16 protein-coding genes are annotated in these 25,527 nt (G+C 59.7%); 6 read left to right on the forward strand and 10 right to left on the reverse strand.

What is annotated here, in order from left to right; genetic code table 11:
- Positions 1-183: 183 nt before the first annotated feature.
- The 4 genes from ACR0AD_RS13545 to ACR0AD_RS13560 all read right to left on the reverse strand — a co-directional run bounded on the left by ACR0AD_RS13545 (position 184) and on the right by ACR0AD_RS13560 (position 4,004).
- Entirely contained in the window at positions 184-828 is a 645-nt protein-coding gene (locus ACR0AD_RS13545; RefSeq protein ID WP_480487882.1) for a queuosine precursor transporter, read from the reverse strand.
- Positions 829-919: 91 nt separating this feature from the next.
- Positions 920-1,804: an esterase-like activity of phytase family protein gene (locus ACR0AD_RS13550; protein WP_480487884.1), complete on the reverse strand. Its 885-nt coding sequence runs from the start codon at positions 1,802-1,804 to the stop codon at positions 920-922.
- Complete coding sequence (gene mepA, locus ACR0AD_RS13555; protein ID WP_480487885.1) at positions 1,777-2,640, reverse strand: penicillin-insensitive murein endopeptidase; 864 nt, start codon at positions 2,638-2,640, stop codon at positions 1,777-1,779. The genes ACR0AD_RS13550 and mepA overlap by 28 nt, the downstream gene beginning before the upstream one ends.
- Positions 2,637-4,004, reverse strand: a complete 1,368-nt coding sequence (locus tag ACR0AD_RS13560) for an MFS transporter (RefSeq protein WP_480487887.1) — start codon at positions 4,002-4,004, stop codon at positions 2,637-2,639. Before ACR0AD_RS13560 ends, mepA begins: the two co-directional genes overlap by 4 nt.
- Positions 4,005-4,133: 129 nt before the next feature.
- Between ACR0AD_RS13560 and ACR0AD_RS13565 the strand changes: the two genes are divergently transcribed.
- From ACR0AD_RS13565 to yaaA, 3 genes are all read left to right on the forward strand, one after another.
- On the forward strand, positions 4,134-4,421 hold the full coding sequence (locus tag ACR0AD_RS13565) for a YggT family protein (RefSeq protein ID WP_170382138.1): 288 nt from the start codon (positions 4,134-4,136) through the stop codon (positions 4,419-4,421).
- A 78-nt stretch (positions 4,422-4,499) separates the two neighbouring features.
- Positions 4,500-6,539, forward strand: coding sequence for a DNA helicase RecQ (gene recQ / locus ACR0AD_RS13570; RefSeq protein WP_480487888.1), 2,040 nt, complete (start codon positions 4,500-4,502; stop codon positions 6,537-6,539).
- Positions 6,540-6,571: 32 nt separating this feature from the next.
- Positions 6,572-7,342, forward strand: coding sequence for a peroxide stress protein YaaA (yaaA, locus tag ACR0AD_RS13575; protein ID WP_480482683.1), 771 nt, complete (start codon positions 6,572-6,574; stop codon positions 7,340-7,342).
- A gap of 47 nt (positions 7,343-7,389) precedes the next feature.
- On the opposite strand, the gene ACR0AD_RS13580 is transcribed toward yaaA, so the two are convergent.
- Positions 7,390-9,648, reverse strand: coding sequence for a response regulator (locus tag ACR0AD_RS13580; protein ID WP_480487890.1), 2,259 nt, complete (start codon positions 9,646-9,648; stop codon positions 7,390-7,392).
- A 115-nt stretch (positions 9,649-9,763) separates the two neighbouring features.
- On the opposite strand from ACR0AD_RS13580, the gene ACR0AD_RS13585 reads away from it, so the two are divergent.
- Both ACR0AD_RS13585 and pbpC read left to right on the forward strand, forming a co-directional pair.
- Complete coding sequence (locus tag ACR0AD_RS13585; protein WP_480487891.1) at positions 9,764-15,190, forward strand: alpha-2-macroglobulin family protein; 5,427 nt, start codon at positions 9,764-9,766, stop codon at positions 15,188-15,190.
- Between the two features lie 36 nt (positions 15,191-15,226).
- Positions 15,227-17,284: a penicillin-binding protein 1C gene (pbpC, locus tag ACR0AD_RS13590; protein ID WP_480487892.1), complete on the forward strand. Its 2,058-nt coding sequence runs from the start codon at positions 15,227-15,229 to the stop codon at positions 17,282-17,284.
- A gap of 20 nt (positions 17,285-17,304) precedes the next feature.
- Here the strand turns inward: pbpC and ACR0AD_RS13595 are convergent, their stop codons facing one another.
- Genes ACR0AD_RS13595 through ACR0AD_RS13610 form a run of 4 tightly spaced genes read right to left on the reverse strand, consistent with a single transcriptional unit; the run spans position 17,305 to position 23,982 of the window.
- Positions 17,305-19,347 (reverse strand): hypothetical protein, encoded by a 2,043-nt coding sequence (locus tag ACR0AD_RS13595; protein ID WP_480482675.1) that lies wholly within the window; start codon positions 19,345-19,347, stop codon positions 17,305-17,307.
- Positions 19,344-22,106 (reverse strand): DUF4159 domain-containing protein, encoded by a 2,763-nt coding sequence (locus ACR0AD_RS13600; RefSeq protein ID WP_480482673.1) that lies wholly within the window; start codon positions 22,104-22,106, stop codon positions 19,344-19,346. The genes ACR0AD_RS13595 and ACR0AD_RS13600 overlap by 4 nt, the downstream gene beginning before the upstream one ends.
- A complete protein-coding gene (locus ACR0AD_RS13605) occupies positions 22,103-22,978 on the reverse strand; it encodes a DUF58 domain-containing protein (protein WP_267365920.1) in 876 nt (291 codons plus the stop codon). The genes ACR0AD_RS13600 and ACR0AD_RS13605 overlap by 4 nt, the downstream gene beginning before the upstream one ends.
- Positions 22,975-23,982 carry an AAA family ATPase gene (locus ACR0AD_RS13610; protein WP_267365919.1) on the reverse strand — a complete coding sequence of 336 codons (1,008 nt, stop codon included), beginning with the start codon at positions 23,980-23,982 and terminating at the stop codon, positions 22,975-22,977. Before ACR0AD_RS13610 ends, ACR0AD_RS13605 begins: the two co-directional genes overlap by 4 nt.
- A 52-nt stretch (positions 23,983-24,034) precedes the next feature.
- Here ACR0AD_RS13610 and ACR0AD_RS13615 point away from each other — a divergent pair, with 52 nt between their 5' ends.
- Complete coding sequence (locus ACR0AD_RS13615; protein WP_480487895.1) at positions 24,035-24,622, forward strand: DUF1285 domain-containing protein; 588 nt, start codon at positions 24,035-24,037, stop codon at positions 24,620-24,622.
- Here the strand turns inward: ACR0AD_RS13615 and ACR0AD_RS13620 are convergent.
- Positions 24,605-25,459: a DMT family transporter gene (locus ACR0AD_RS13620; RefSeq protein ID WP_480487897.1), complete on the reverse strand. Its 855-nt coding sequence runs from the start codon at positions 25,457-25,459 to the stop codon at positions 24,605-24,607. The two genes, ACR0AD_RS13615 and ACR0AD_RS13620, sit on opposite strands and share 18 nt — an antisense overlap.
- Positions 25,460-25,527 lie beyond the last annotated feature (68 nt).

A 25,527-nucleotide genomic window follows, 5' to 3' on the forward strand; every position in this document is an offset into this window, starting at 1 on the left:
GTCGGTTAGATCAATCGACCAGCCGGAGCGAGCGCTCCGCCAAGGGCTGCCCTAACGGGCGATCCCCCCGGTTGTTCCGACACCTCTCTCCAATCTCTTTCTTGACACTGGATCACCTCCTTTTCTATCTGTTGCGGTTGAAAAGAAGCGTGCCACAAGTTGTGCCATTCTCAAAGCGTTTTTTTACACAGGCTGCGCAGTCAGCCGCGCAACGATCACCTTGAACGGGATCAGGGCGATCAGGGCCAGTGAAAGCTTCACCAACCAGTCCGCAAAAGCCAGCGTCACCCAAAGCGGTGCCACCGGGCCGGACAACATGAAGGGTACCGGCTCCCACGCCCAATTAATTGCGGCGTCAGCATTGGCACCGAAGAAGGCGACCGAGGCCGAAAAGGCGAGGGTGAAGAAGATCGCGGTATCCAGTGCAGATCCCACCAGCGTCGACACCAGCGGCGCACGCCACCAGCGACCACCGCGCAGGGAATTGAACACGGTGACATCCGTCAGTTGCGCGATCAGGAAGGCGGTTCCCGATGCAACGGCGATGCGCAGCGGTACAGCAGCATAGGTGAACCCGTCACCCTGCAACATGATCTGGCTGCCGATGAGCGAGCAGATAACACCGGTGACAAAGCCGGCAAACACGACCTTACGGGCCGGACCCACGCCATAGACGCGGTTCATGATGTCTGTAACCAGAAAGGCCAGCGGATAGGTGAAAGCACCCCATGTCAGCAGCCCGTCAAGGATCAGGAACTGGACCAGAATGTTCGAGGCCACAACAATGGTGGCCATGGCAATAATGCCGGGAATGAAGTTACGTTGCATGTTTTGATGCCCGTTTTGACAAGGTAGCGGCGACTTGGCCAAGGGACCGTCCCAAGGCAAGCCGTGCCTTTAGACCTTTGCCTGCGCCCTGTCAATCGGGCAGCAGGTACTCCACAAGTTCGGTCCGCTGCAACGCCAGAAAGTTGTCATCTGAAATCATCGTGGCGCGCAACCGGCCCTGCCCGTCGCGCCAGACCGACAATCCTTCGAGGTTGTCATGCGCGCCCGTTCCGGTTTCGAACAGGGTTTCCTCGGTGCCTGGTTTCTCGTCTACCACGTCCCATCGCCGCAGTCGCGATCGAAAACCGACCAAGGATACCTTGCGTTCCAAAACGTAGAACCGTCCATCGGGACCGAAATCCGCGGCAACGGGTTTAAAGCCGCTGCGCTGTGGCAGAACAAACGGGGTCGACCATGTGCCGCCATTCCAACGGTAAACCGGAATGTCCCCTTTAGCGGTGCGGTTCTTTTCCGGCAAAGTGTAAAGCCAGCCGCGCCCATCAATGGCCAGAGCTTCGAAAGAACCATTGTCGGCAAGGTCCCGAAACGCATTCGGGCGAGGTAACACACGCGCGCTTGAGCCCGGTGTAGGGTAATAGGCGACACGATGCACCCCTTCGAACGAGATGAAAATGCTGCCACCCGGCGTCACCGCGATGCCTTCGGAATCGCCGACGCCGCCTTTCATGACATGCCCATTGCTGGACAGCACCGGCCATTGACCAAGAACGTGAATATCCGCGATCTGGCCTTCGCGCCGCTCAATTCGCGCGGTCACGATCCGCGCCCGGTCGCTAAGCGCAATCATCTGGCCTCCGTCGTCCGAGATATGAAGCGCTGAAAATCCGCCAAACCAACTTGCTGGATGCCGCCAAACGAAACTGTCCAGGTGGGCCGCCGATTTCACATCCAGCGCGGCGGCCACCGGGGCAAGAAACAGCGCTACACTCAGTTGGATTGCAAAACGGCGGAGCATTGTTGCGGCAAGTCTGCCAGAACGTATTCCCGGCGTTTCTTCGGCGGCGGTGCATTGGGATCGGGTGGCGGCGGGTTCAAGATGTTTTGCACCCATTGCCGGGCCTCGGCGCAGCCATCGCCTTTGGGGGGTGGGTCTTGATTCACGCAACCCTTTGACCCTCTGGGGCAGTTCAGGCGCACGTGGAAATGATAGTGATGCCCCCACCAGGGCCTGATTTTCCGCAGATAGTCGCGGTTCCCCTTTTCATCGTCGCACATCTGAACCTTGGCCCCGGGAAACACGAAAATCCGGGCGACACGCTTGTCTTTTGCCGCTTCGCGCAACAGCGCATGATGCTGCTTAGTCCAGTTTCCGTTGACGTAAGCGCCATTGGAACGACGAAGCGAGATGGACGAGATGTTTTCGCGTGACTTGCGGCTCAGGCGCATGTTTTCGCCCGGCAGCATCCAGATATCGATGTCCAGCCCCAACTGATGGCTGCGATGGCCCGAGGTCATCGGCCCGCCGCGTGGTTGGCTGATATCCCCTATATAGAGACCGTTCCATCCCGGTTGACTGGCTGCAAACCTGCTGAGGTCCTGCACGTAATCGATCGTCTGCGGATGCCCCCAGTTGCGATTGCGTGACAGGCGCATAGCCTGCCATGTAGGCCCCGTTTCAGGCAGTTGAACTGCCCCCGCAGCACATCCGCGCGAATAACTGCCGAATGCGGCCGGTTTTTGCTGTGAACTTTGTTTCTGCGCCCCGAACAACTGCTTTGCCAGCGGTTCTGCCGTCGCAGTGCCAGCAATAGCAAGCGCAGCCAATATTATCAAAAAACGTTTTATTATCATCTGCTCTGATCCCCTTCCGGTCTCACCCAGCGCATCAGGAATAGCCCCAGAATAAACAACAGAACGATGGGTGACACCCCCAGACGAGCACTTCCTGTCACCGAGGTGGCGATCCCGATCAGAAGTGGCGCAGCAAAAGCGGTGGCGCGACCCGACAGACCGTAAAGGCCAAAGCTTTCGACGGGGGTTGCCGGGTCCGTATGCCGGACCATCATCGACCGGCTACAGGATTGCAGGATGCCGCCCATGCCTCCGATCAGGATACCGCAACCAAAGAAAACCATATCCGGCAAGCCCGACCCTTCGGACATGGCGATACCGAATATCTGGGACCGGTCCATTGAAACGATGGTGATGCAGACAAGGATCAACACCCAGATCGCAACGATAATCACGGGCTTGGGACCATATTTCTTGTCCAGCTTGCCGCCCACCCAGGAAAATGCCGCTGCAGCCAGAACGCTGACGATGCCGAAAACACCGATCTTGATCAGGTCCCATTCCAACACTAGCCGGGCATAGACGCCGCCAAAACTGTAAAGCCCATTCAGCGCATCCCGATAGAACATGGATGAGCCCAGGTAACTGGCCAAACTGGTGCGATGGCGCAGGTTAGACACTGATTTTGCCAACAGCCGCAGCGCCTCGGCAACGCTGCCCTTTTTGTTTGTCGTTTCGTCGTCATGGACCCAAAGGAAGTAGGGCACCATGAACAGAATGAACCATCCGGCGGTAAACGGCCCAACAAAGCGCGTACCCTGCTGTTGCGACGCATCCAGCCCAAACAAGGGGTCCATCCCGATCAGCGTTTTGCCGTTGGCCTGCTCCACAAACAGCGCAAGCATGATCGCCAGCGAGATCAGGCCGCCGAAATAGCCAAAAGCAAAGCCCGAGCCGGAGATTTCGCCCACTTCGCTGTCGTCACCCAGATCGGGCAGTTGGGAATTGATGAAGATCAGGGCGTATTCCGCGCCGATGAAACCCAGACCGAAGGCAGACAGCATCAACCACATGTTCGAGCCATCGGGCATCGTGTACCAAAGCGCGCCGGAACCTACTGCGTACATCACGGAAAAGGCGAATATCCAGGGGATGCGCCGACCAGACACATCGGCCATCGCCCCCATCAGCGGTGCACCGAAGGCAATAATCAAACCAACTATGGTCATGCAGTTGGCCCAGACCACCTGCGCCTGTGCATCCGCAGACCCCGCGTCCAGGCCGGATGCCAGATAATATTCCGCAGCGACGCCCGCGAAGTAAGGGCCGAACACGAACGTGACCAAAAGAGTGTGATAGGGCTGACTGGCCCAATCGAAGAACCACCAGCCCCAGATACGCCTGCGCTTGGATATTTCTGCCATTTCTGCCCCTGTTTTCTTGTTGCGGTCATAAGACGGGGCTTTGGGGCAATTCGCAAGCGCAGAGTTCAGCCTACTTGCTCTTTGCTGAAAGGGTGCTTAGGTCTCGTCCAACAAGAAAACGGAGATCCCATGCTGTCGCTGATCCAAATCCTGCTGCTGATCCTGGACATTGTCTGGTTCATCATTCTGGCCCATGTGATCATGAGCTGGCTGATCAACTTTCAGGTGCTCAACCTGCACCAACAACTGGTTGCACAAATCTGGTACGGATTAAATCGGATATTAGAGCCTATTTACGGGCCGATCCGCCGCGTTCTACCCAATATGGGTGGGTTGGACTTGACCCCGCTGGTGGTGCTGATCGGCGTCTATGCCTTGCGGATCATCCTTATCAACAACGCGCCCTATTTCTACTGACCTCTTGTTCACTGAATCTTAGTATGTGATTGTCCTGTTTTAAGAGCAGATAAACCTTAAAACAGGGCACCTCCGCATATGTTCGACGCCGCACCCTTGCTGCGAGATGTCTTTGGATTCGACGCCTTCCGCCCCGGGCAGGAAGAGATTGTCGACGCCGTGACGGCAGGTGAAAACGTGCTGGCGATCATGCCCACAGGTGGCGGGAAGTCTCTTTGCTTTCAACTCCCTGCACTGCTCCGCGATGGCGTGACGGTCGTTATATCTCCGCTCATTGCCCTGATGCGTGATCAGGTGCGGGGGCTGCAAGAGGCCGGGGTCGAGGCCGGTGCGCTGACATCCGGCAACACGCCCGAGGAAACCGAGGCCGTCTGGGACGCGCTGGAGGACGGGCGGCTAAAGCTGCTTTACATGGCACCCGAACGTCTGGCTGCCGGGTCGGCGCTTGGGATGCTCCGTCGGATCAACGTCAGCCTGATCGCCGTGGACGAAGCCCATTGTGTCAGTCAATGGGGGCATGACTTTCGCCCTGATTACCTGCGGATCGGAGAGTTGCGGCGCGCCCTGAAGGTTCCGCTTGCCGCGTTTACCGCCACGGCGGACGCCGAAACGCAGGATGAGATTGTCGAAAAACTGTTCGATGGCATTGAGCCACGCAAATTTCTGCGCGGATTTGACCGGCCTAACATTCATCTGGCTTTCGCCGCAAAGGACGGACCGCGCAAGCAGATCCTTGATTTCGCAGATGCGCGCAAAGGCCAGTCCGGTATCGTTTACTGCGGCACCAGAAATAAAACCGAGGTGATTGCTCAGGCCCTGCGCGCCGAGGGGCACTCGGCTTGCCACTATCACGGCGGGATGGACCCCGAAGATCGCCGCATTGTCGAAACCCGTTTCGCGCGCGAGGACGGGTTGATCGTGGTCGCAACCGTGGCTTTTGGTATGGGCATCGACAAACCCGATATCCGTTGGGTCGCCCATGCGGACCTGCCGAAATCAATCGAAGCCTATTATCAGGAAATCGGACGCGCCGGACGCGATGGCGGCCCGGCCGAAACGCTGACCCTGTTCGGCCCCGATGACATTCGCCTGCGGCGTTCACAGATTGACGAGGGTTTGGCGCCGCCCGAGCGGCGCATGGCCGATCATGCGCGCCTGAATGCCTTGCTGGGTCTGGCCGAGGCATTGGAATGCCGCCGCCTAACATTGTTGGGTTACTTTGGCGAGGCCACAGCACGCTGCGGCAAATGCGATCTGTGCGACAGCCCGCCCGAAGTTTTCGACGGCACAACTCCGGTGCGTATGGCCCTGTCCGCGATCCTTCGGACCGAGGAATGGTTCGGGACAGGCCACTTGATCGACATCCTTCTGGGAAACGAGACCGACAAAATCCGCGCCCGCCGCCATGAGGATTTGTCCACATTTGGCATCGGCAAAGATTGGACGCGCCCGCAATGGCAGGCCATTTTCCGCCAGATGATGGGCCACGATCTGGTGCGCCCCGACCCTGAACGTCACGGCGCATTGCGCATGACCGAGGCGGCCAAACCAATTTTGAAAGGCGAGGCAAAGATAAACCTGCGCAAGGATACGCTGCGCAATGCGGTACGTCGGCCTGCGGTCAAGGCTATGGTGTCCGAAGAAGACGCCCCGCTGCTGTCAGCGCTCAAGGCCAAACGCCGTGCCCTGTCCGAAGCTGCACGTGTTCCGGCCTATGTCATCTTTCCCGACCGCACGCTTATCGAGATGGCCGAAAAGCGCCCTGTAACGCTGGACGATATGGCCCGGATCGGCGGTGTAGGCGCCAAAAAGCTGGAACGCTATGGCGATACGTTCCTTGAAGTAATCGCGGGCGAAGCAAAAAGCGTTCATCCGGCGCGCCGAAAACTGGCTGGCCGCAATCAGGGTGAGATTTACGACCGTTTGATGGAAGTTCAGTCCTTGCTGTCGCGCGGTCCAGCCGGGATCGACAAGCCCCTGACCTGCTCGGCCTCACAATTGGCAAAAGTTGCGCAACTCCGCCCAGACGATCCCCGTGGGATTGCGCAGGTGCTGGGTGATCGACGTCACGAAAGGTTTGGCGCCGCTTTTCTGGACGTGCTGCGTGAGGCGGGCTAGATACCCCCGAACAGGCAAGAAAGAGGGCGGATATGCTGATCGTGATTTCCCCGGCCAAACGGCTGGACTGGGCAGAGCGGAATGTCGGGGTAACGCAGCCCGATTTTCAGGAGGATGCGATCCGGCTGTCCAAAACCGCTCGCAACCTGACGCTGAGTGATCTGAAGAAACTGATGGATCTGAGCGACGATCTGGCACGCCTGAACCGCGACCGGTATCGCGCTTTTTCGGATGCACCCGACGCCAAGGTCACACGCCCGGCTGCGCTTGCTTTTGCTGGCGACACATATCAAGGGCTTGAAGCTGCTTCGCTGGACGAAGACGAGCTGTTATGGGCGCAAGACCACTTGCGCATCCTTTCCGGCCTTTATGGTGTGTTGCGGCCACTCGACGCGATACAGCCCTACCGGCTTGAGATGGGCAGCAAGCTTAAAACCCGAAGAGGGAAGAACCTTTACGAATACTGGCGCGATCAGCTGAGTAAGGCACTGAATGCACAAGGTGCCGAGATTAACAGCAACATTCTGGTGAATTGTGCCAGTCAGGAGTATTTTGGTGCGGTGGATTTGAATGCCCTGAACCTGCGCGTCATCACACCGGTCTTCATGGAAGATAAGGGCGGCACCCCAAAGATTGTGAGCTTTTTTGCCAAAAAGGCGCGCGGTGCCATGGCGCGGTATGTCATCCAACACCGCTTGACCGACCCTAAGGGACTGCTGGATTTCGACAGTGGCGGCTATGAATACCGCCCTGATCTGTCGGAAGCGGATAAGCCCGTTTTCGTCAGACCTTATGCGGCCTGAAACCCAGATCACTTGAACTTGCATCCCGATGGCAAACGCCTGAAGTGTCAGCCCGACGAGGTCGGATTTGGGTTTTCGCCCCGCTCACGCCGGATTTTGACACCGGGCATGGTGTCTGCGACCGAGCAGACGCAATCGGGTTGGTGTTGCAGGATCATCTGGTGAATTCGGTTCTTGTGTAGCGGTTTGGTCAGGTAGTGGTCCAAGCCGGCTGACAGAATACCCTGATCATCCCCCGCCATGGCATGAGCCGTCAGGGCAACGATGGGAACGTGACGACCGGTTGCAACCTCAAGCCCGCGAATTTCCGCTGTTGCCTGTTTGCCGTCCATCTTCGGCATTGAAATATCCATGAAGATCAGATCTGGCTCGAACGCCTGATAGATCTCAACCGCTTCAATCCCATTGGAGGCAAAGCGAAGATCGATATTCAGATCCTTAACCATCTTCTTCAGGATCAATTGGTTGGTACGGTTGTCCTCGGCGGCAAGAACCCTCATACGTCGGGGGTGCGCAGATTCAGAATCTCGCTTTTTAGAGACTGTTTTGCCCACGTCCAAAGGGCACCTTTCCAACGATGGGCTGTCAAGCGCCATCAGCCTGCTATACAACTCGGACCGCGGGATGGGTTTCTGCAAGACACCGTCGATCAGGTCACGGGCAGGATGCGCGTGAATCAAGCCTGGGTTTGCCGACATCACAACCACCGGAATATCACCCCACCCCCGATCCCTGAGCGAGACCGCAAGGTCCAGCCCATCCATATCCGGCAGGTCGTGGTCACAAAGAACCAGATCAATCTGATCATTCATCTGTGACAGCGCCTCGGTCCCCGACGTGCAAACCGTCACCTCAGCCCCCAGTCGCCCAAGCTGCTTGGCAAGAATGGCCCGGTTCACGGCAAGGTCTTCGACCAGCAGGACATGTTTCAAACATTCCGCCAGGTTCGGAGGCTCGGGTTGCGGACCTTCTACCGTGGGCAGTGTCACGCGAAAACCGAAACAGGATCCCTGTTCCGGTTCGCTTTCAACCCAGACCGTGCCGCCCATCAAGGTGATCAGCCGCTTGGTGATGGCAAGGCCAAGCCCGGTGCCTTCAAACTGGCGGTTGCGCTCGTCTTCGACCTGATTGAACTCGCCAAATATGTGGTCGATTTTCTCGGCGTCGATGCCAATTCCGGTGTCTTCAATCGCGATATGGATGTCGCAGATCTGCGCATCCGGGTTGGGCACCCCTGTCACCCGGACCAGCACGTAGCCTTCGGAGGTGAACTTGACGGCGTTGCCGACCAGATTGGTCAGAACCTGCCGTATCCGACCAGGATCGCCCACAAAAAGGGTTGGCAAGAACAAGTCGTAATCCACCAGCAATGTCAGCCCCTTATCGCGCACGCTGGGCTGCAGCAGCATTGCAACCTCAAGAATGCAGCGTTCAAGATCAAACTGTTCGGGGTGCAGAGCCAGCTTGTCCGCCTCAATCTTGGAATAATCCAGAACGTCGTTGATGATGACCAGCAGCGCCTCACCCGAATTGCGAATCGTATTGACGTATAGCCGCTGCTCTTCGTCCAACGGTGTCTCGTCCAGTAACTCGGACATGCCAACGATGCCGTTCATCGGTGTACGGATTTCATGGCTCATGTTGGCCAGAAAGGCCGACTTGGCCCGGTTTGCTGCTTCGGCCCTCTCTCGCGCCGCCTTAAGCTCGATTTCATGCCGGACCGACGTTGTGATGTTGAGAGCAAGGCTCACCATATCACCACCGCTGCCACGCTGGTCGATCAGACGGATATAGTGACCGTTCCAAAGCTGCATAACGATTGGTGGCGGATTGGCGCGGCTCCAGCGGGCCAGCATTCTGGCCTGCCAGTCTTCCGCGGATTCATCCCCGATATCGACAATACCTTCTGACGTCAGCAAATGCAGAATACGGGGGTATGATATCCCCGGCGCGACTTCGTCCAGACCTTCAAAAACACTCAGATACGCGGTGTTTGCGCCGATCAGCCGGTTGTCACCGTCAAAAAAGGCAAATCCGTCCTGTATTGTCTGAATCGAGTGCCACAAGCGGCGTTCGGCAACCTCGATCTTGGCGTTGGCCACGCAGAGGTCGGATTTGACCTTTTCGTTTTCATCCCGAACGGTTTCAACCTCAGCCTGCGTTTCGCCAATTCGTTTGGTCAATGCCATGGCATGTTGACCCAGTTTGCGATTGGCTGCCGACAGCTCTGCCTGCTTCAGGGCCAGCACCCGTTCAGCTGCCAAGCGCGCGCGCCGTTCCTGTGCCAATTTATGTGCAAGACTCATTTGATTGATTCCAGAACGTTCTGCACCCAGCATCCCGACAGAGGATGAAAAACTGTTTAAGCCGTTGCACAACAGGCGCACGCCATGCAACGCTGTGCCCAAAGAGGAGGGCACCATGCGCCGCTTTGTTTTTATTTCAATAACTTACGTCATTTCGCTTTTGGTCCTGCCCAGCGCCACCCAGGCGCAAGATGCAGTGCCTGAATTCCGTTACATCACGACGCGGGACGTGGATTTTTATGGCTCGGATCTGGACGCCCTTTTCGATACCGATCTGAAGTCCTGCATTCAGGCCTGTTCCGCCAATACGCGTTGCACCGCGTTCACCTACAACACCCGATCCAATGCCTGTTTTCCAAAAAGTGGTGTAAACCGGCAAGAGGCCTATCAGGGGGCTGTGTCTGCGCAGAAGATGCTTACTCCAGATCAGACCCAAACATTGGCAAAAACGCGTGCAAATGCGTTGAGTGTACTTGGTACTGCTGACCTGAAGCAGGCCGCAGATCAGGCACGCGATCTGGGCTTTGTTCATATGGCGCAAGGCAACGACCTGCAGGCTGTTCTGGGCGCGGCGCGCAGCGCGAGCAGCCCGCGGCAGGCGATGAATTGGACTGGTGTGGCGGTATCGCTCAGTGACGCGCCCGATTTATGGGTGGAATACGCGCGCCTGTTGTTGCAGACAAACTCTTCGGACTGGAGTGAACGGCGCGACCTGCGCAACCGTGCGCTGAATGCCGCAACCAATGGCTACTTGCGCGCCGATACTCCCGGCACGCAGGTTGCCGCCCTAATGACATTGGCCCGCGCCCTGGAAGAGGTCGAGCGCGGGCGCGATATGATCCCTGTGCTGCGGCTGGCAGAGCAAATCCAACCGCGCGAGGATGTACTGGCCGCGCTGAATGATGCCATCAAGAAATACGGGTTTCGCGTGGTCGACAGTTCTGTGGAAAGCGACGCCGTTGCACCGCGGATCTGCGTCGAGTTTTCAGAACCGCTGGTCAAGGCGGGGGTCGACTATGATCCGTTTGTCCAGCGCAACGATGACGGGTTGGTGGTACAGGCTGAGGGCAGGCAGCTGTGCGTTGGCGGTGTCGCCCATGGTCAGCGCTATCGCCTGACGCTACGCGAAGGCTTGCCCTCCGCCTCGGGCGAGGCGCTGAACCGCAATGTTGAGCTTGCCCATTACGTGCGCGACCGGGCGCCTTCGGTCCGGTTTCCCGGGCGCAGCTACGTTCTGCCGAAATCCGCTGATGCTGCGTTGCCCGTTGAAACGGTCAACGTCACCGAGCTGAACCTGATCCTGCGGAGGGTCAGCGACCGGAACCTGTTGCGCGCGGTGCAGCAGGATTTCTTCGGTCGTCCGCTTAGTGAATGGCAGGAAGCAGAATTTTCCGATGAAATTGCCGAGGATATCTGGACTGGCATCGCCGAAGTGGCCAACGAACTGAACCAGACCATGACGGCGCGCCTGCCCATGGCCGAGGCGATCGCGGATCAGCCCGCCGGTATTTATGCTCTGACCGCCCGTGTTCCGGGGGCTGATCCCTATGACGACCCGGGCGCAACGCAATGGTTTGTTCTGTCCGATCTTGGGATCAGCAGCGTGCTTGGCACCGACGGGTTGCACGTCACGGTGCGCGGGCTGAGCGACGCGGCACCCCGTGAAGGTGTCGAGGTTTCACTGGTCACAAGCGCAAATGCGGTCATCGCCGAAGCGCGAACGGATGAATCGGGTTATGTCCGGTTCGATCCCGGCCTGACACGGGGCAAGGGGGCAAGTGCGCCCGCGCTGGTGATGGCATCGACCGGGGACAGTGACTTCAGCTTTCTATCCCTGACCGATCCTGCCTTTGACCTGTCAGATCGTGGTGTTGAAGGACGTGCACCTGCGGGGCCGGTTGATGTTTTTCTAGCCACGGATCGCGGCGCTTATCGAGCCGGAGAGGTGATCCACCTCACCGCCTTGTCGCGCGATGGTGAGGCGCAGGCTATCGAGGGCCTGCCCCTGATTGCGATCCTGTATCGCCCTGACGGCGTGGAATACCGCCGAACCGTCTCGGATGGCGGCGTCGCCGGGGGACATATCTTTGCCCTGCCTGTTGCGGAGGATGCACCGCGCGGTGCTTGGCGGATCGAGATCAGGTCTGATCCCAAAAGCGATGCGTTGGCGCGGCAAACAGTGCTGGTAGAAGACTTCCTGCCGGAACGTATAGATTTTGAGCTGACCCTGCCGGACGCGCCCCTGCGTCCCGGCGACAGCCCTCCGCTTTCGATCGACGCGCGCTATCTGTTTGGTGCGCCGGGGTCGGACCTGAGCATCGACGGTCAGGTTATCGCACGCCCGGCGGACACAGTGCCGGGCTACGACGGGTATCGCTTTGGCCGCTATGACGCCGAGACATCGATCAAAAGCACCTATTTTGGTGACACGCGTACAGATGCAAACGGCAAAGCATCTATTGCCGTTGAAATCCCTGTGTTAGAGACGGAAGGGAAGCCAATTGAAGCCGAGGTTATTGCGCGACTGGCTGACGGCTCAGGCCGCCCTGTTGAACGTCACCTGAGCGTTCCTGTCCTGCCGCCGCAACCTGTCATCGGTGTCAAACCCCTGTTCGAGGACGTACTCCCTGAAGGTACCGAGGCCGCGTTTCAGATCATCGGCCTTGCACCCGACCTGAGCCCCAGCCCGATGCGCCTGCGCTGGACGCTGAACAAGATCGAAACGCGGTATCAATGGTATCAGCTTTACGGAAACTGGAATTGGGAACCGACAACCAGACGCACTCGCGTTGCCACCGGAGAGATTGACGTCGCCACTATTCCTTTGACGTTGTCCCAACCCGTGGACTGGGGCCGTTATGAACTGGTGGTCCAACGTATTGATGGCACCTTTACGGAAACCGCTGTCGATTTCCACGCAGGCTGGTATCAGGCCGCAGATGCTTCGACCACGCCTGACCGGCTTGAGATGTCGCTGGATCGCGACAGCTATCGCGCCGGGGAAACCGCACAGCTGCGCATCGTTCCGCGCATGGCAGGTATCGCCCAAGTCGAAGTGCTGTCGAACCGACTGATCCATCGCCAGATGGTTGCCGTAAAGGAGGGCGAGAGTGTTATCCCGATAGAGGTGACAGAAGATTGGGGTGCAGGTGCCTATGTCACTGCCACGGTGATCCGACCGATGGATGTTGCGGCCGGTCAGAACCCGGCACGCGCCATGGGCGTCGCCTATGCTGCCATTGATCCTGCGGATCGCACGCTGTCGGTTGCCATTGAGGTGCCCGAGGTTACCTCGCCCCGTCAAACACAGAAGGCCCTTGTTAGGGTCGAAAATGTTACAAGCGATGATCCAGTCTGGCTGACCCTTGCTGCTGTGGATGTGGGCATCCTCAACCTGACGGGGTTCGAAAGCCCAAGCCCGCAAGCGTACTATTTCGGGCAACGTCGGCTGGGTGTGGACCTGCGTGATGTTTACGGGCGGCTGATCAACGGCATGAACGGAACGATGGGTACGGTTCGCTCTGGCGGCGACAATGACAACGGGATGCGCCGCCAATCCCCGCCACCGACGCAAGATCTGATGGCGGTGTTCAGCGGCCCGGTTCAGGTCGGTGCGGATGGCGCGGTTGAGGTCGACATCCCCCTGCCCGCCTTCAATGGTACGGTCCGACTGATGGCCGTCGCGTGGTCACAAAAAGCCGTCGGTCAGGCCGAAGCTGACATGATCGTCCGCGATCCGGTGGTGGTTACTGCCAGTCTGCCGCGGTTTCTGGCCCCCGGCGATCAAAGTCGGATGCGGCTTGAGATTGTCCATGCGGATGGCGCATCCGGAGACATGGCGCTTGGCCTGACCACCACCAGTGGGCTGGAACTGGGCCCGGTACCGGCAAGCTTTCTGCTGGAGGATGGTGGCAAAGCGGTGTTCGACATCCCTGTAACGGCCCATGTTATTGGCGATCCAGAGATCAGCGTTTCCATCACCACGCCAGACGGGCGCGATCTGTCGCAAACCCTGCGGATGCCGGTGCGGGCCAATGATCCCGTGATTGCCCGGACACGGCGCTTTGCGCTGGGTGCGGGCGACAGCTTTTTGTTTTCGCAGGATGTTTTTGATGGGTTTCAACCCGGCTCGGCCAAGGCCATCCTGTCCGCCGGAGCACTGGCAAAGTTCGATATGCCCGGCCTGCTGGATCAGTTGAACCGTTACCCTTATGGCTGCACCGAGCAGATCACAAGCAAGGCGCTGCCGCTGCTTTACCTGTCATCTGTTGCGCAGGCCTCGGGGCTGGGCAATGGCCCGGAGGTGAATCAACGCATCACGGAATCAATCCGAAGCATCCTGACTCGTCAGGCTGCAAACGGTGCCTTTGGCCTGTGGCGCGCAGGCAGCGGTGATTTCTGGCTGGACGCCTATGTGACCGATTTCCTGTCGCGCGCCCGTGCGCAGGGGCACCCGGTACCGGATCAGGCTTTTGCGCAGGCCATGGATAACCTGCGCAATCGGGTCAATTATGCGCCGGATTTTGACGAAGGTGGTCAGGATATCGCTTATGCCCTGATGGTTCTGGCGCGGGAAGGCGCGGCGGCGATGGGCGATCTGCGCTATTATGCGGATGTCAAAGGGGATGCTTTCGACACGCCGTTGGCTGCAGCGCAACTGGGCGCTGCGCTGGCCTCGTACGGGGACCAGACCCGCGCAGACGCGATGTTCGCCCGTGCGGCGCGGATGCTGCAACAGGTGCCGAACGATCAGGAAAACCACTGGCGCGCGGATTACGGCACCCGCCTGCGGGATGCGGCGGGCCTGCTGACCCTGGCGGTAGATGCGGGCAGCGAGGCGATTGACCGCAACGCATTGATCCAACGGGTAAGCACGGGCCGCACTCCCCTGTCCACGCAAGAGGCCACATGGTCCCTGCTGGCGGCGCACGCGCTGGTGTCTGATCCGTCCGGCTCCGGTTTGACGGTCAATGGCGTGTCAGTATCCGGCCCCTTTGTTCAGGTTCTGCAATCCGGGCAGGCGGAAGAGGTCAACATCACTGCGACCGACGGTCAGGCAACCGATATCACCCTGACGGTGACCGGAATCCCCGAAGATCCGCCTGGGGCTGGTGGCACCGGCTATGCAATCGAACGGCAGTATTATTCGATGGACGGCGATCTGATTGACGCGGGCCGCTTTGCCGTGGGGGACCGGTTTGTCACGGTTCTGACGGTCACGCCGTTTGAAAGCGGTGGGGCGCGTCTGATGGTGGACGATCCCCTTGCCGCCGGAATCGAGATTGACAACCCGAACCTGCTGCGATCGGGCGATGTACGGTCGCTGGACTGGTTGGATCTGTCTGATGCCACACATACCGAGTTCCGCTCGGACAGGTTCCTGGCTGCGGTTGACCTGTCAAGGCGCCAGACCGTGACACTGGCTTATGTCGCCCGTGCTGTCACACCGGGCGTGTTCCACCATCCCGCGGCCTCGGTCGAGGATATGTACCGCCCCCAGAACCGTGCGCGAACGGCGACGGGACGGGTCGAGGTGCAGTGACTGGCCATCTTTCATATCCCTGTTTGGGCGGCTCTCATGCCTAGGGTGCCGCGCCTGTTATTTGCGCTGGCCGGTGCCCTCTATCTGGCGGCGTTGGCGCGGGATGGTGTCGACCGCTGGGTCGACGCCACGGTGCTGCCGCCCGTTCTGACTGAAACTTCGGTCGAGATGCGGGATCGTAACGGTGACCTCCTGCGTGTGTTTCCGGTTGCAAATGGCATCTGGAGGCTGCAGCCCGGCGCGGTCGATCCCAATTTCACCACCATGCTGGTCCGGTACGAAGACAAACGTTTCTGGACCCACGCGGGCGTGGACCCTGTCGCGTTGCTGCGCGCAGCCGGGCAAAGCCTTTGGAATGGGCGCGCGGTTTCGGGCGGATCAACCCTGACCATGCAGGTCGCGCGGCTGATCGAAGATGGATCGACCGGGCGTTGGAGTGGCAAATTTCGCCAGATTAGGGTCGCATTGGCGCTGGAACGGCAGCTGAGCAAGACACAGATCCTGAACCTCTACCTGACCCATGCCCCCTATGGCGGCAATCTGGAAGGTATCCGTGCCGGTGCCCGCGCCTGGTTCGGCAAAGAAGCAACCCGTTTGACCGCCGCACAGGCGGCCCTGCTGGTCGCTTTGCCGCAATCCCCGGAGGCGCGGCGCCCGGATCGCAGACCCGAGACAGCCCAAATTGCCCGTGATCGGATTTTGCGCAGGTTAGAGCGCCACGGCGTATTGACCAAGGCTGAGACGCACGCAGCCCTGACGGAAACCATTCCTGATCAAATGATCCCGTTTCCGCGCCTTGCACCCCATCTGACCGACCGCGTGAAAGGCCAAACCCGTGCAACCGGTGTATTTGATCTGACCCTGGATGCAGGGGTGCAAGCCCGGTTGGAAACTGTGGTCGCTCGGGCCGCCGCGCGCGTCGGGCCGCACGTGTCCGCTGCGCTGATCGTGGCAGATCATCGCGACGGTAAGATTTTGGCCTCGGTCGGGTCAGCCGGGTATCAGGATGCACGACAAGGGTTCGTGGATATGACCCAAGCCGTGCGGTCGCCCGGATCGACGCTGAAACCTCTGGTTTACGGGCTGGCATTCGATCAGGGGCTGGCCCATCCGGAAACCCTGATCCGCGATAGCCCGGTGATGTTCGGGCGTTACGCCCCGCGAAACTTCGATGGCGTTTTCCGGGGCGATGTAAGGGTTCGGGACGCGCTGCAATTGTCGCTGAATATCCCTGTCGTGCGCCTGACGCACGAGCTGGGCCCTGCGCGCGTGATGGCAGCACTGCGGACAGCAGGATCAGAACCGCGCCTGAGCAGTGGTACACCCGGATTGGCAATATCCTTGGGTGGCGTCGGTCTGAGCTTGCATGATCTTGTGCAGATCTACGTGATGCTGGCCGCTGGTGGGCAAGGCCCGATTCTGCGCCATGACGCCCTGGCTGATGCACGGCTCACCTCTCGTGTTTTGTCCGAAACCTCAGCATGGCAGATTGCGGATATCCTATCCGGGATCACACCACCCACGGGCAGCACTTCAGGGGCGCTGGCCTTCAAAACGGGAACCTCTTATGGGCACCGCGATGCCTGGGCCATTGGTTTTGACGGGCAGCATGTCATCGGGGTCTGGCTGGGACGCGCGGATGGCACACCTGTTCCCGGCGCATTCGGAGGGGACGTTGCCGCGCCGCTTCTGACCGAGGCTTTCGGCCTGCTGAAACCCGAACTCACGCCCCTGCGCCCACCGCCACCATCAACACTGTTGGTTGGCGCGGCGCAATTGCCGCAACCGTTGCAACGTTTCCGGCCCCGCGCGGCGGCTTTCGAAACGGACCAAACCGCACCTGATCTGTTGTTTCCACCAGAAAACGCTGTGTTAGAGACTTTCGGGAGCCCTCTCACGGTGAAACTACGCGGTGGTGTCGGGCCGTTTTCCGTTTTGACCAACGGCGTGCCTGTCTTGACCGGGCAACGGCAGCGAGAATTCGAAATTCCCAATCCCGGACCCGGATTTACCTCACTTGTGGTGGTGGATGCACAGGGCCAATCCGACCGGGCCTCGTTCCGGATCGACCAGAGCGCGCCCGGTTCCCGTTAAAGAACAGCAATGGGCCAGCGTTAACGCCGCCCTTCCCGCAGCCAACCGCCCAGCAGAAAGCCTCCAGCCAGCAGCAAGACAAGCCAGGGCGGCAGCAACCCGGCCTGCGTGACATCCCGCGTCTCATACGCGTTGCGTGGGGTCAGACCGATCCAACCCCGACCGGCGGCGGGGCGTCCGGCGCGTACGTTGCGGATCGACGGCAGCCCATCTTCCAACCGGATCACACCGCCCCGCAACCTGGCCAGCACCGGTTCAAGGACATCACCAGTCGCGATGGTGCGCTCGAACTCCTTCGGTGCAGCAGGGCCAAGGCCGATCACAGCCATGTGGTCGCCTTCCTGCAAACGATAAAGGCCGATCTCGGGGCCGTAATACTGCGCTTCAAACCGACCCGGAGAAACCTCTTTCAAAGTAATCTCCAACGTCTCGCCATTCGGCAAGGTGACTGTTACCGGGCCGACTTCTGTCCCGAGCGTCTGACGAATGATGCGCATGGACTGACCGTTGGCCTCGGCCCACAACGCCTCTTCTTCCAGTTCCGGTTCCTTCATCATCCAATGGGCCAGCCTGCGCAACAGCTCCAGCTGCGGACCCCCTCCTTCGAAGCCACGACTCCAAAGCCAGGCATGGTCAGACGCAAGCATCGCAACGCGCCCTTCGCCGACACGGTTCAGGACAAGCAGCGGACGATCCTCGACCCCGGTCATCAGCACGTCGCCCGAGCGATGTTTCACGTCGATCTGTCGCAACCACGCCCCCCAATCCTCGGATTCTCCAAGGTTGGTCGTGACCGGGTGACGATGCCCCAGATCACTGACCATCGGCACATATCGTTCCTCGATCACCCGCGCGGTTGGCTGAGCTGGCAGAACTGGCGCCAGGGGCGAGCGGAAGATGCTGTCGGCACCGGCGAAATCAGGTCCGGCGGCAACCAGGACCGCGCCGCCTTCGTTGATGTAGCTTGTGACATTGTCCAGATAGATCGCAGGCAGAATCCCGCGCCGCTTGTAGCGGTCAAAGATGATCAGGTCGAAATCGTTGATCTTTTCCAGAAACAACTCACGCGTCGGGAAGGCAATCAGCGACAGCTCGTCCACCGGCACACCATCCTGCTTTTCAGGCGGGCGCAGGATGGTGAAATGCACCAGATCAACAGAACTGTCGGATTTCAACAGGTTACGCCACGTGCGACCACCCGGATGCGGTTCACCCGAGACCAGCAGCACGCGCAGGCGGTCCCTTACGCCGTTCATCTGGATCAGGGCCGTGTTGTTGCGGTCGGTCAACTCGCCCTCAGCCTGAGGAACGGAAAACTGGATCACGTTGCGCCCGCCATGGGGCAATGTGACGGGCAGTTCGACATCGCGACCGATTGGAATGCTGAACTGTTCGGGCTCGCCCCCATCCACCGAAATTTCCAACGGTGCAGATGTTGCACCTGCGGGGGCAGCTCCGCTGTCTTCGACGCGCAGGGTCAAGGTCACCGATTCACCAATGATGGCGAAAGCAGGGGCGTTTCGGACAATAAGCCTGCGATCCCAGTCGCTTTCCCGCCCGGTTTGCAGCAGGTGCATCGGTGCGGGCAGATCCGGGGCCTGATCGACATCATGCACTATCCCGTCGGACACCACGAGGATACCGGCAATACGCGCACGCGGCTCTTCGGCCAGGGCCTCGTTCAGGGCTGCCATGATCTGCGTGCCCTCATCGCCTTCACCATCGCCGACCCGGATGCGGCGCAGTTCTGTATTGTCGCGTGCCTCGATCTCGGTGGCCAAATCCTCTGCGGCCATAGCCGTTTGTTCCACCCGGTCTGAAAGCGCCTGGCTGGCGCTTTCATCCTCGAACATCAGAACGATATCTGTCAGAGGTGCACGATCCTCGATCTGATAGACCGGGCCGGACAGCGCAGCGATGATCACCAGCGCCGCCAACCCACGCAAGGCCCATCCCGACAATCCACGCCACAAAGCCAGAACGACTCCGGCCACGGCAATCATACCCACGACAAGCAGCATCGCCCACGGGATCAGCGGATCGAAGATGACGGTTCCTGTCATTGTCCCAACCTGTCCAGAAGGGCGGGCACGTGAACCTGATCGGATTTGTAGTTCCCCGTCAGCACATGCATCACCAGATTGACACCAAAACGATTGGCCAACTCGCGTTGCCGTTCCCCGGCATAACCGCGCCCGACGGGCAACAGGGCCTGCCCGTTGCGATCCACCGCCCAGGCACCGGCCCAGTCATTGCCGCCGATGACCACCGGCGTCACATTGTCGTTCAGATTGCGGAAAGGCATCCCGTCGATCTGTTCTGCATCCAGCGGCGCGGCTTCAACCCAAACCTCGGTGCCTGAATATCGGCCCGGAAAATCCTGTAACAGGTAGAACGTGCGTGTCAGAACATGATCACGCGGAATCGGCTCTAATGCAGGGATATTCAGCGGTCCGGCCAGTTGTTGCAGTTTGCGGCCATTTGGGCTGGAGGCACCGAAACTGGCGATATCCGCATCACGTGTGTCAAACAGGATCATCCCTCCGGACCGCAGATAGGCGTTCAGCTTGACATAGGCCTCGGCTGAAGGTTGCGACTGGTTCGCTGAGATCGGCCAATAAAGCAACGGAAAGAACGCCAGCTCATCCCGTTCCAGATCAACACCGATGGGGTCTGCGGGTTCAACCGATGTGCGATAGAGCAGGGTTTGGCCAAGCCCGCGCAACCCGGCTTGCGCAATATCATCTACCTGCGCATCGCCAGTCAGGACATGCGCCAATACCAGTTCGTGGGTCGCAGCCAATGCAAACTCGGTGTCCTCAGGCGTTTGCGCGTGACCTTCGGGTACCAACAGGACACCGGTCAACGCCAAGGCCGTTGTTCGGGCCAAACCCAACCTGCCCGACAAAGCAAGCGATGCAATAACATCGACTGTCAGCAAAATCAGTGCAAGGCTGAGCAACAGACCGCCCAGTGGCGTTTCCGTACTGACCTCCTGCCCTTTGATCGGCACATTCGCGGGCCAGACAACAGGGCGCAGCTGAGTTTCTTCCGAAACGACGTTCAACGCCAGCTTCTGCTTGCCACTTTCATAAAGACCCGGACGCAGTTCCGGCCCGATCTGGCCCGATATCAGTTCAACCCCGTCGACACCTGCCAGGGTTCCGGCATCTGACAAGGTGCCAAATCCGTCCATGATTTGTACCGGCTCCCATGTTGTTCCCAGTAACTGAGCCTCTTGCCGGGACTTTGCAGCCGAAGCCACGGCCAGCCGATCCAGCATTTCAACGAACAGGCCCGACAGTGGCAGGCTCGACCATTCTGCATCGGCGGTCACATGGAACAACACCACCTGCCCCAACCCCAACGCCTTACGAGTCACCAAAGGCGTGCCGTCAGACAGTGAGGCAATTACGCGATCCGCCAAGTTAGGGTCTGGTTGTGCCATGACCTGAGTGGAAACGACCACGTCATCAGGGATGTCCAGTCCATAGAAGGGCGAGGTTTCGGGGAATGGTGCCAAGGTCTTGGCCTCACCCCAGCTCATCGCGCCGCCGACAGATCGCCCACCGCTGCGCAGCCGTGCAGGCAGCAGGGTGTCTTCGGTGTCACGCCCAAGATCGCTGGCCGCCATGCGCGGGCCGGCAAAGCGCAGCAACAAACCGCCCTGTTCGACCCATTCAATCAGGTCCGCCTTTTCCGGTTCCGACATCTGGGCCACATCTGACAGAACAATGACATCCGGATTGGCGGGCAGAACTTCGGGTAGGCCACCATCGACGAAATCCGCCGTGGGGCTCAGGACCTGAGTCAGATAATGCAGGGGTGACAGCAGCTCCAGACCTTCGCGGTTCAAACTCCCGGCAATCAGCGCGACCTCGCGACGACGCAGGCTGTCATCGGTCAGGGTCACGGCCCCGGCAGACCTTTGGCCCTGGATTTCGAACCGCGTGATCCGCGCGCGGAGTTCGGATGGCAGCGCCAGATCGACCTGCGCCGAAGCGTTCCCGGCTTCCAGGGTCAGTTCCACTGAATGTAGCACACGCGCCGTTCCGGCCGGGTCGCGCCCTTGTGCCAATACTGTCACACGTTCCTCGGGTCCGGGGCCTGCGCGCTGCACTGTCAATTGGATCAACCCGTCCTGATAAGCGGCAGGCAGGATCGCCATGGGCCGGGACGCCGCCTGATAAACCACCACATCGCCACGAGCCTGCAAGCTGGAGACCAGCGCCGCATGATCCACATAATCCAGCCGGTCACTGAACCAATGGGTGTCAAACCCCCCATCAATTGAATTTAGTGCCGCAATGGCCTGTGCGATCTGAGGTTCGGTCGGCTGCCATGGGTTGGGCATCAATCCCGGCAAATGTCCCCGCCATGCCTCGGCCGCCTGAAAAACAGGTGTTTCCGGTTCGGTCAGGCGCAGGATAGCCACCGTGCGCCCTGCGCGACCGGCCTCGGTCAGTTGCGCATCGATCTGATCCAGCGTGGCCGACCATCGGGTCGCGCCTGCCCAACTGGCGTCCAACACCATCAGCAGCGGCCCGGACCCGATCTCATCCCGCGACGGGTTCAGAACCGGACCGGCCAGACCTATGATCACCGCCGCAGCTGCCAGCATCCGCAGCAGCAACAGCCACCACGGCGTGCGGTCCGAAACGCTTTCGTCATCCTTCAGGCCCAAGAGCAACGTCACCGCCGGGAACATCCGACGGATCGGCGCCGGCGGCACCGCGCGCAGGATCAGCCACAGGATCGGCAGGGTCAGAAGACCCAGCAGCACCCATGGAGCGGTAAAGCCGATGCCCGCCAGAACCGTCATCGCGTTCCCCCGTCCAGCGCACGATATATCCACAACAGAGCCGCTTGCGCGCTATCGCCCGTGTGATGCAGGCCCATTTGCCAGCCAGTCGCCCGGCAAAGCTGCGTCAGCGCATCCTTACGGTGGGCGAGGCGTTGCAGATAGCGGTCCCGCAGCTCTGCCGCCTTGAGCGTTTCGTGCCGGACGGACCCCCCGACGCTTTCGAAAATCGTACGCCCACGATAAGGAAATGTCTCTTCGCCCGGGTCCAGCACCTGAAGGATTACGCCGCGAACACCACGGTCTGCGGCTTTGGTCAGGGCCAGTTCAACTTCGTCCATTGGACCAAGAAAATCCGAAATGAACACGGCACGGGCATGCGGGATCATGGCGCGATGTTCAGGCGGGGCGTAATCCGTTTGATCATCCTCGGACCAGGCTTGCGCCAGCCGGATGATCTGCGCATTGCCACGCCGGGGTGGCAAGGTCGTGCCTGTCAGGCCAACACGCTCTCCACCGCGGACCAGCAGGATGGACGTTGCCAGTCCCAAAAGCCGGGCGCGATCTGCCTTGGTCGGCAACGATTTGTCGGACGCAAACCGCATCGACGCCCCCTGATCGACCCAAAGCATTACCGATTGCGCGATCTGCCATTCGCGTTCCCGCACATATTGCTGATCTCCACGCGCCGAGCGGCGGTGGTCGATCATCCGGCGACTGTCCCCGATCTGTGCTGGGCGGTATTGCCAGAAATCATCCCCCATGCCAGAGCGCCGCCGTCCATGGTCACCCAGCAGAACGGTGCCCGCCAGATGCTCGGCCCGCGCCAAAAGGGGCGGCAGCCGCGATGCCTCGGCCTCGGATCTTTCGCGAAGGGTCAGCGCGGCATTCACGCTGCCGCCTCGGTCCGGATCAACCCGACAGCAGTCGAGTCGATCAGGTCGGCCAAACTGTCGCCGCGTGCCCGTGCCGCAAAGTTGAGAGCCATCCGGTGACTAAGCACCGGGCGTGCCATATCCAGCACATCCTCGGCATTGGGTGCCAGACGCCCCTGCAACATCGCACGTGCCCGAACCGTCATCATCAGCGCCTGCGCAGCGCGTGGCCCGGGACCCCACGCGACGGTTTCGGCAACCCGTTCGGATACACCCGCTTCTTCTGGGCGGAAGGCCCGCACCAGATCAAGGATCAGCTCGACAACCGAGTCCCCGACGGGCATCCGACGCAGCAGGACCTGCGCAGCCAGCAACTCTTCCTTGCTGAAAATCTGATGTGCTTCGTCTTCGTCAACACCGGTCGTGGCCAGCAGAATATCCCGCTCGGTCTGGCGGTCGGGGTATTCTACATCGATCTGCACAAGAAACCGGTCCAGCTGCGCTTCGGGCAGGGGATAGGTGCCTTCCTGTTCGATCGGGTTTTGCGTGGCCAGAACGTGGAATGGCACACCAAGGGAACGGTCCTCACCGGCTACTGTCACCGTACGCTCCTGCATCGCCTGCAGCAGCGCAGATTGCGTTCGCGGGCTTGCGCGGTTGATTTCATCCGCCATCAGCAGCTGACAGAAGATCGGGCCTGGAATGAAACGGAAATGGCGGCTGCCATCATCGGCCGTATCCAGCACCTCAGATCCAAGAATATCGGCTGGCATCAGGTCGGGCGTAAACTGAATGCGATTGCCATGCAGCCCCATCACCGTTGACAGGGTTTCAACCAGACGCGTCTTGCCCAAGCCCGGCAGACCGATCAGAAGGGCGTGACCACCGCACAAAAGCGCAGCCAGGGTCAGGTCAACGACCCTTTCCTGCCCGATGAAGCGGCGGGTGATCGAGGCCTTGGCCTCTTGCAGCTTGTTTTCCAGCGCTTCGATCTCGGCTACGAGGTCGGCAGGTTCGTTCATGACTTTCCCTTCCGTGGACGAATATGATTGAAGTGTATCGCGCTGAGAGGAAATGGCAAAAGCAATGAGCGGACAAAAACCTGTGAAACCCTCGCCCGACGGATTGGCCGCATCGGTTAAAGCCGCCAAAACCCGAGGTTTACCGCCCGTTCACCTGTGGAATCCCCCGTTTTGTGGCGATCTGGACATTCGTGTCGCAAAAGATGGTACATGGAGTTATTTAGGCTCGCCCATCAATCGGTTCGAGCTTGTGAAGCTTTTTTCCTCAATTCTTAAGAAAGAAGACGGGAAATATTATCTGGTTACTCCGGTTGAAAAGGTGGGAATCACTGTCGAGGACGCGCCGTTCATCGCCGTGGATTTCGAGCAAACCGGCGAAGGTCAGACGCAGAACCTGACCTTTCGCACACAAGTGGACGGCATCGCTGTTGCAGGGCCCGCTCATCCGATCCGGGTTGTTATTGATCCCGCAACAGAAGAACCGTCACCCTACATATTGATCCGCGCCAACCTCGAAGCCCGCATAGACCGCAAAAGTTTTTACCGCCTCGTCGAGATTGGCAGCCACCATGAGGGCTGGTTTGGTGTCTGGTCAGGTGGACAGTTCTTCCCGCTCATCCCTTCAGCAGATCTTGGCTGACCGAGATGCGCGATCCTGGGCCAGTACTACGGCCAAAGCAACCACGCCCGCGCCCAGCGCACGGGTCCAATTCCAGTCTTCCCCCAACATCAGCATGATCAGCATCACGTAAAACGGGGCGATATTGATGTGAAACGAAGCCAGCGCCACGCCCAGCTTGCCCACGGCCGAGATGAACAGCACCTGGCTGAGCCCCAGTGATATCAAGGCATAGATCCCAAGCATCCCCCATTGCTGCCCATCAATGGCAGCGGTTGGCAACACATCCATTCCCAGCTGGGCCGCCCCAAAACTCAACACCGCGGCCATGAGCAACCCACCGACGAAGGTAATCGTACAGCGCCCGATCTGACTAAGTTCGGGGAAGTCGCGCGCAGTGGCCATGCTGCCCCAGCAAAACAGGCCCGTTGCAAGGATCGCCAGAACCGCGCCCAGCCCCAGCTGTTCGGGCGCGGCGGTGCTGGTTGCAATCAGCCCACCCAGAACCGACACCAGAACACCCAACGCAAAGGTCCACTTCAGCCGTCGGGTTCCTGCCATCAGCTCCAGTACCGTTGCCAGCAAAGGCGCGCAGGATGCAATGATCGCGACTGTCACCGGGTCCGTCATTTTCTGCGCAACGATCAGCAGAAACATGGCAAAGCCAAAACCAAAGCCGCCGACAACCATCGCCCGGCCCCATCTTGCGCGTAACACTCTGCTGGGGCCATCCAGCAGGATCCAGACCGGTATCAGAACGGCGATCGCCAGCGCCAGGCGCGCGGTCAGCAATGCAACAGGGGGCCAGGTTTGCAGCAAAACTTCCGCCGCCGGGAACCCCGCCGCCCAGGTAATCATGGAGGCAACCGCCAACCCATTCCCTGACAACGCAGGGTTTCGGCCACCAGACATAGCGGTAGTTGCCC

The sequence above is a fragment of the Ruegeria sp. BH8 genome (assembly GCF_056538065.1).

What these genes read in the sequence shown, in the direction of transcription:
- ACR0AD_RS13595 (WP_480482675.1), bottom strand. Translation starts at nt 19,347, where the DNA reads ATGACAGGAACCGTCATCTTCGATCCGCTGATCCCGTGGGCGATGCTG.
- ACR0AD_RS13560 (WP_480487887.1), bottom strand. Translation starts at nt 4,004, where the DNA reads ATGGCAGAAATATCCAAGCGCAGGCGTATCTGGGGCTGGTGGTTCTTC.
- ACR0AD_RS13615 (WP_480487895.1), top strand. Translation starts at nt 24,035, where the DNA reads ATGGCAAAAGCAATGAGCGGACAAAAACCTGTGAAACCCTCGCCCGAC.
- ACR0AD_RS13585 (WP_480487891.1), top strand. Translation starts at nt 9,764, where the DNA reads ATGCGCCGCTTTGTTTTTATTTCAATAACTTACGTCATTTCGCTTTTG.
- ACR0AD_RS13620 (WP_480487897.1), bottom strand. Translation starts at nt 25,459, where the DNA reads ATGATTACCTGGGCGGCGGGGTTCCCGGCGGCGGAAGTTTTGCTGCAA.
- recQ (WP_480487888.1), top strand. Translation starts at nt 4,500, where the DNA reads ATGTTCGACGCCGCACCCTTGCTGCGAGATGTCTTTGGATTCGACGCC.
- mepA (WP_480487885.1), bottom strand. Translation starts at nt 2,640, where the DNA reads ATGATAATAAAACGTTTTTTGATAATATTGGCTGCGCTTGCTATTGCT.
- yaaA (WP_480482683.1), top strand. Translation starts at nt 6,572, where the DNA reads ATGCTGATCGTGATTTCCCCGGCCAAACGGCTGGACTGGGCAGAGCGG.
- ACR0AD_RS13600 (WP_480482673.1), bottom strand. Translation starts at nt 22,106, where the DNA reads ATGACGGTTCTGGCGGGCATCGGCTTTACCGCTCCATGGGTGCTGCTG.
- ACR0AD_RS13550 (WP_480487884.1), bottom strand. Translation starts at nt 1,804, where the DNA reads ATGCTCCGCCGTTTTGCAATCCAACTGAGTGTAGCGCTGTTTCTTGCC.
- ACR0AD_RS13545 (WP_480487882.1), bottom strand. Translation starts at nt 828, where the DNA reads ATGCAACGTAACTTCATTCCCGGCATTATTGCCATGGCCACCATTGTT.
- ACR0AD_RS13580 (WP_480487890.1), bottom strand. Translation starts at nt 9,648, where the DNA reads ATGAGTCTTGCACATAAATTGGCACAGGAACGGCGCGCGCGCTTGGCA.
- pbpC (WP_480487892.1), top strand. Translation starts at nt 15,227, where the DNA reads ATGCCTAGGGTGCCGCGCCTGTTATTTGCGCTGGCCGGTGCCCTCTAT.
- ACR0AD_RS13565 (WP_170382138.1), top strand. Translation starts at nt 4,134, where the DNA reads ATGCTGTCGCTGATCCAAATCCTGCTGCTGATCCTGGACATTGTCTGG.
- ACR0AD_RS13610 (WP_267365919.1), bottom strand. Translation starts at nt 23,982, where the DNA reads ATGAACGAACCTGCCGACCTCGTAGCCGAGATCGAAGCGCTGGAAAAC.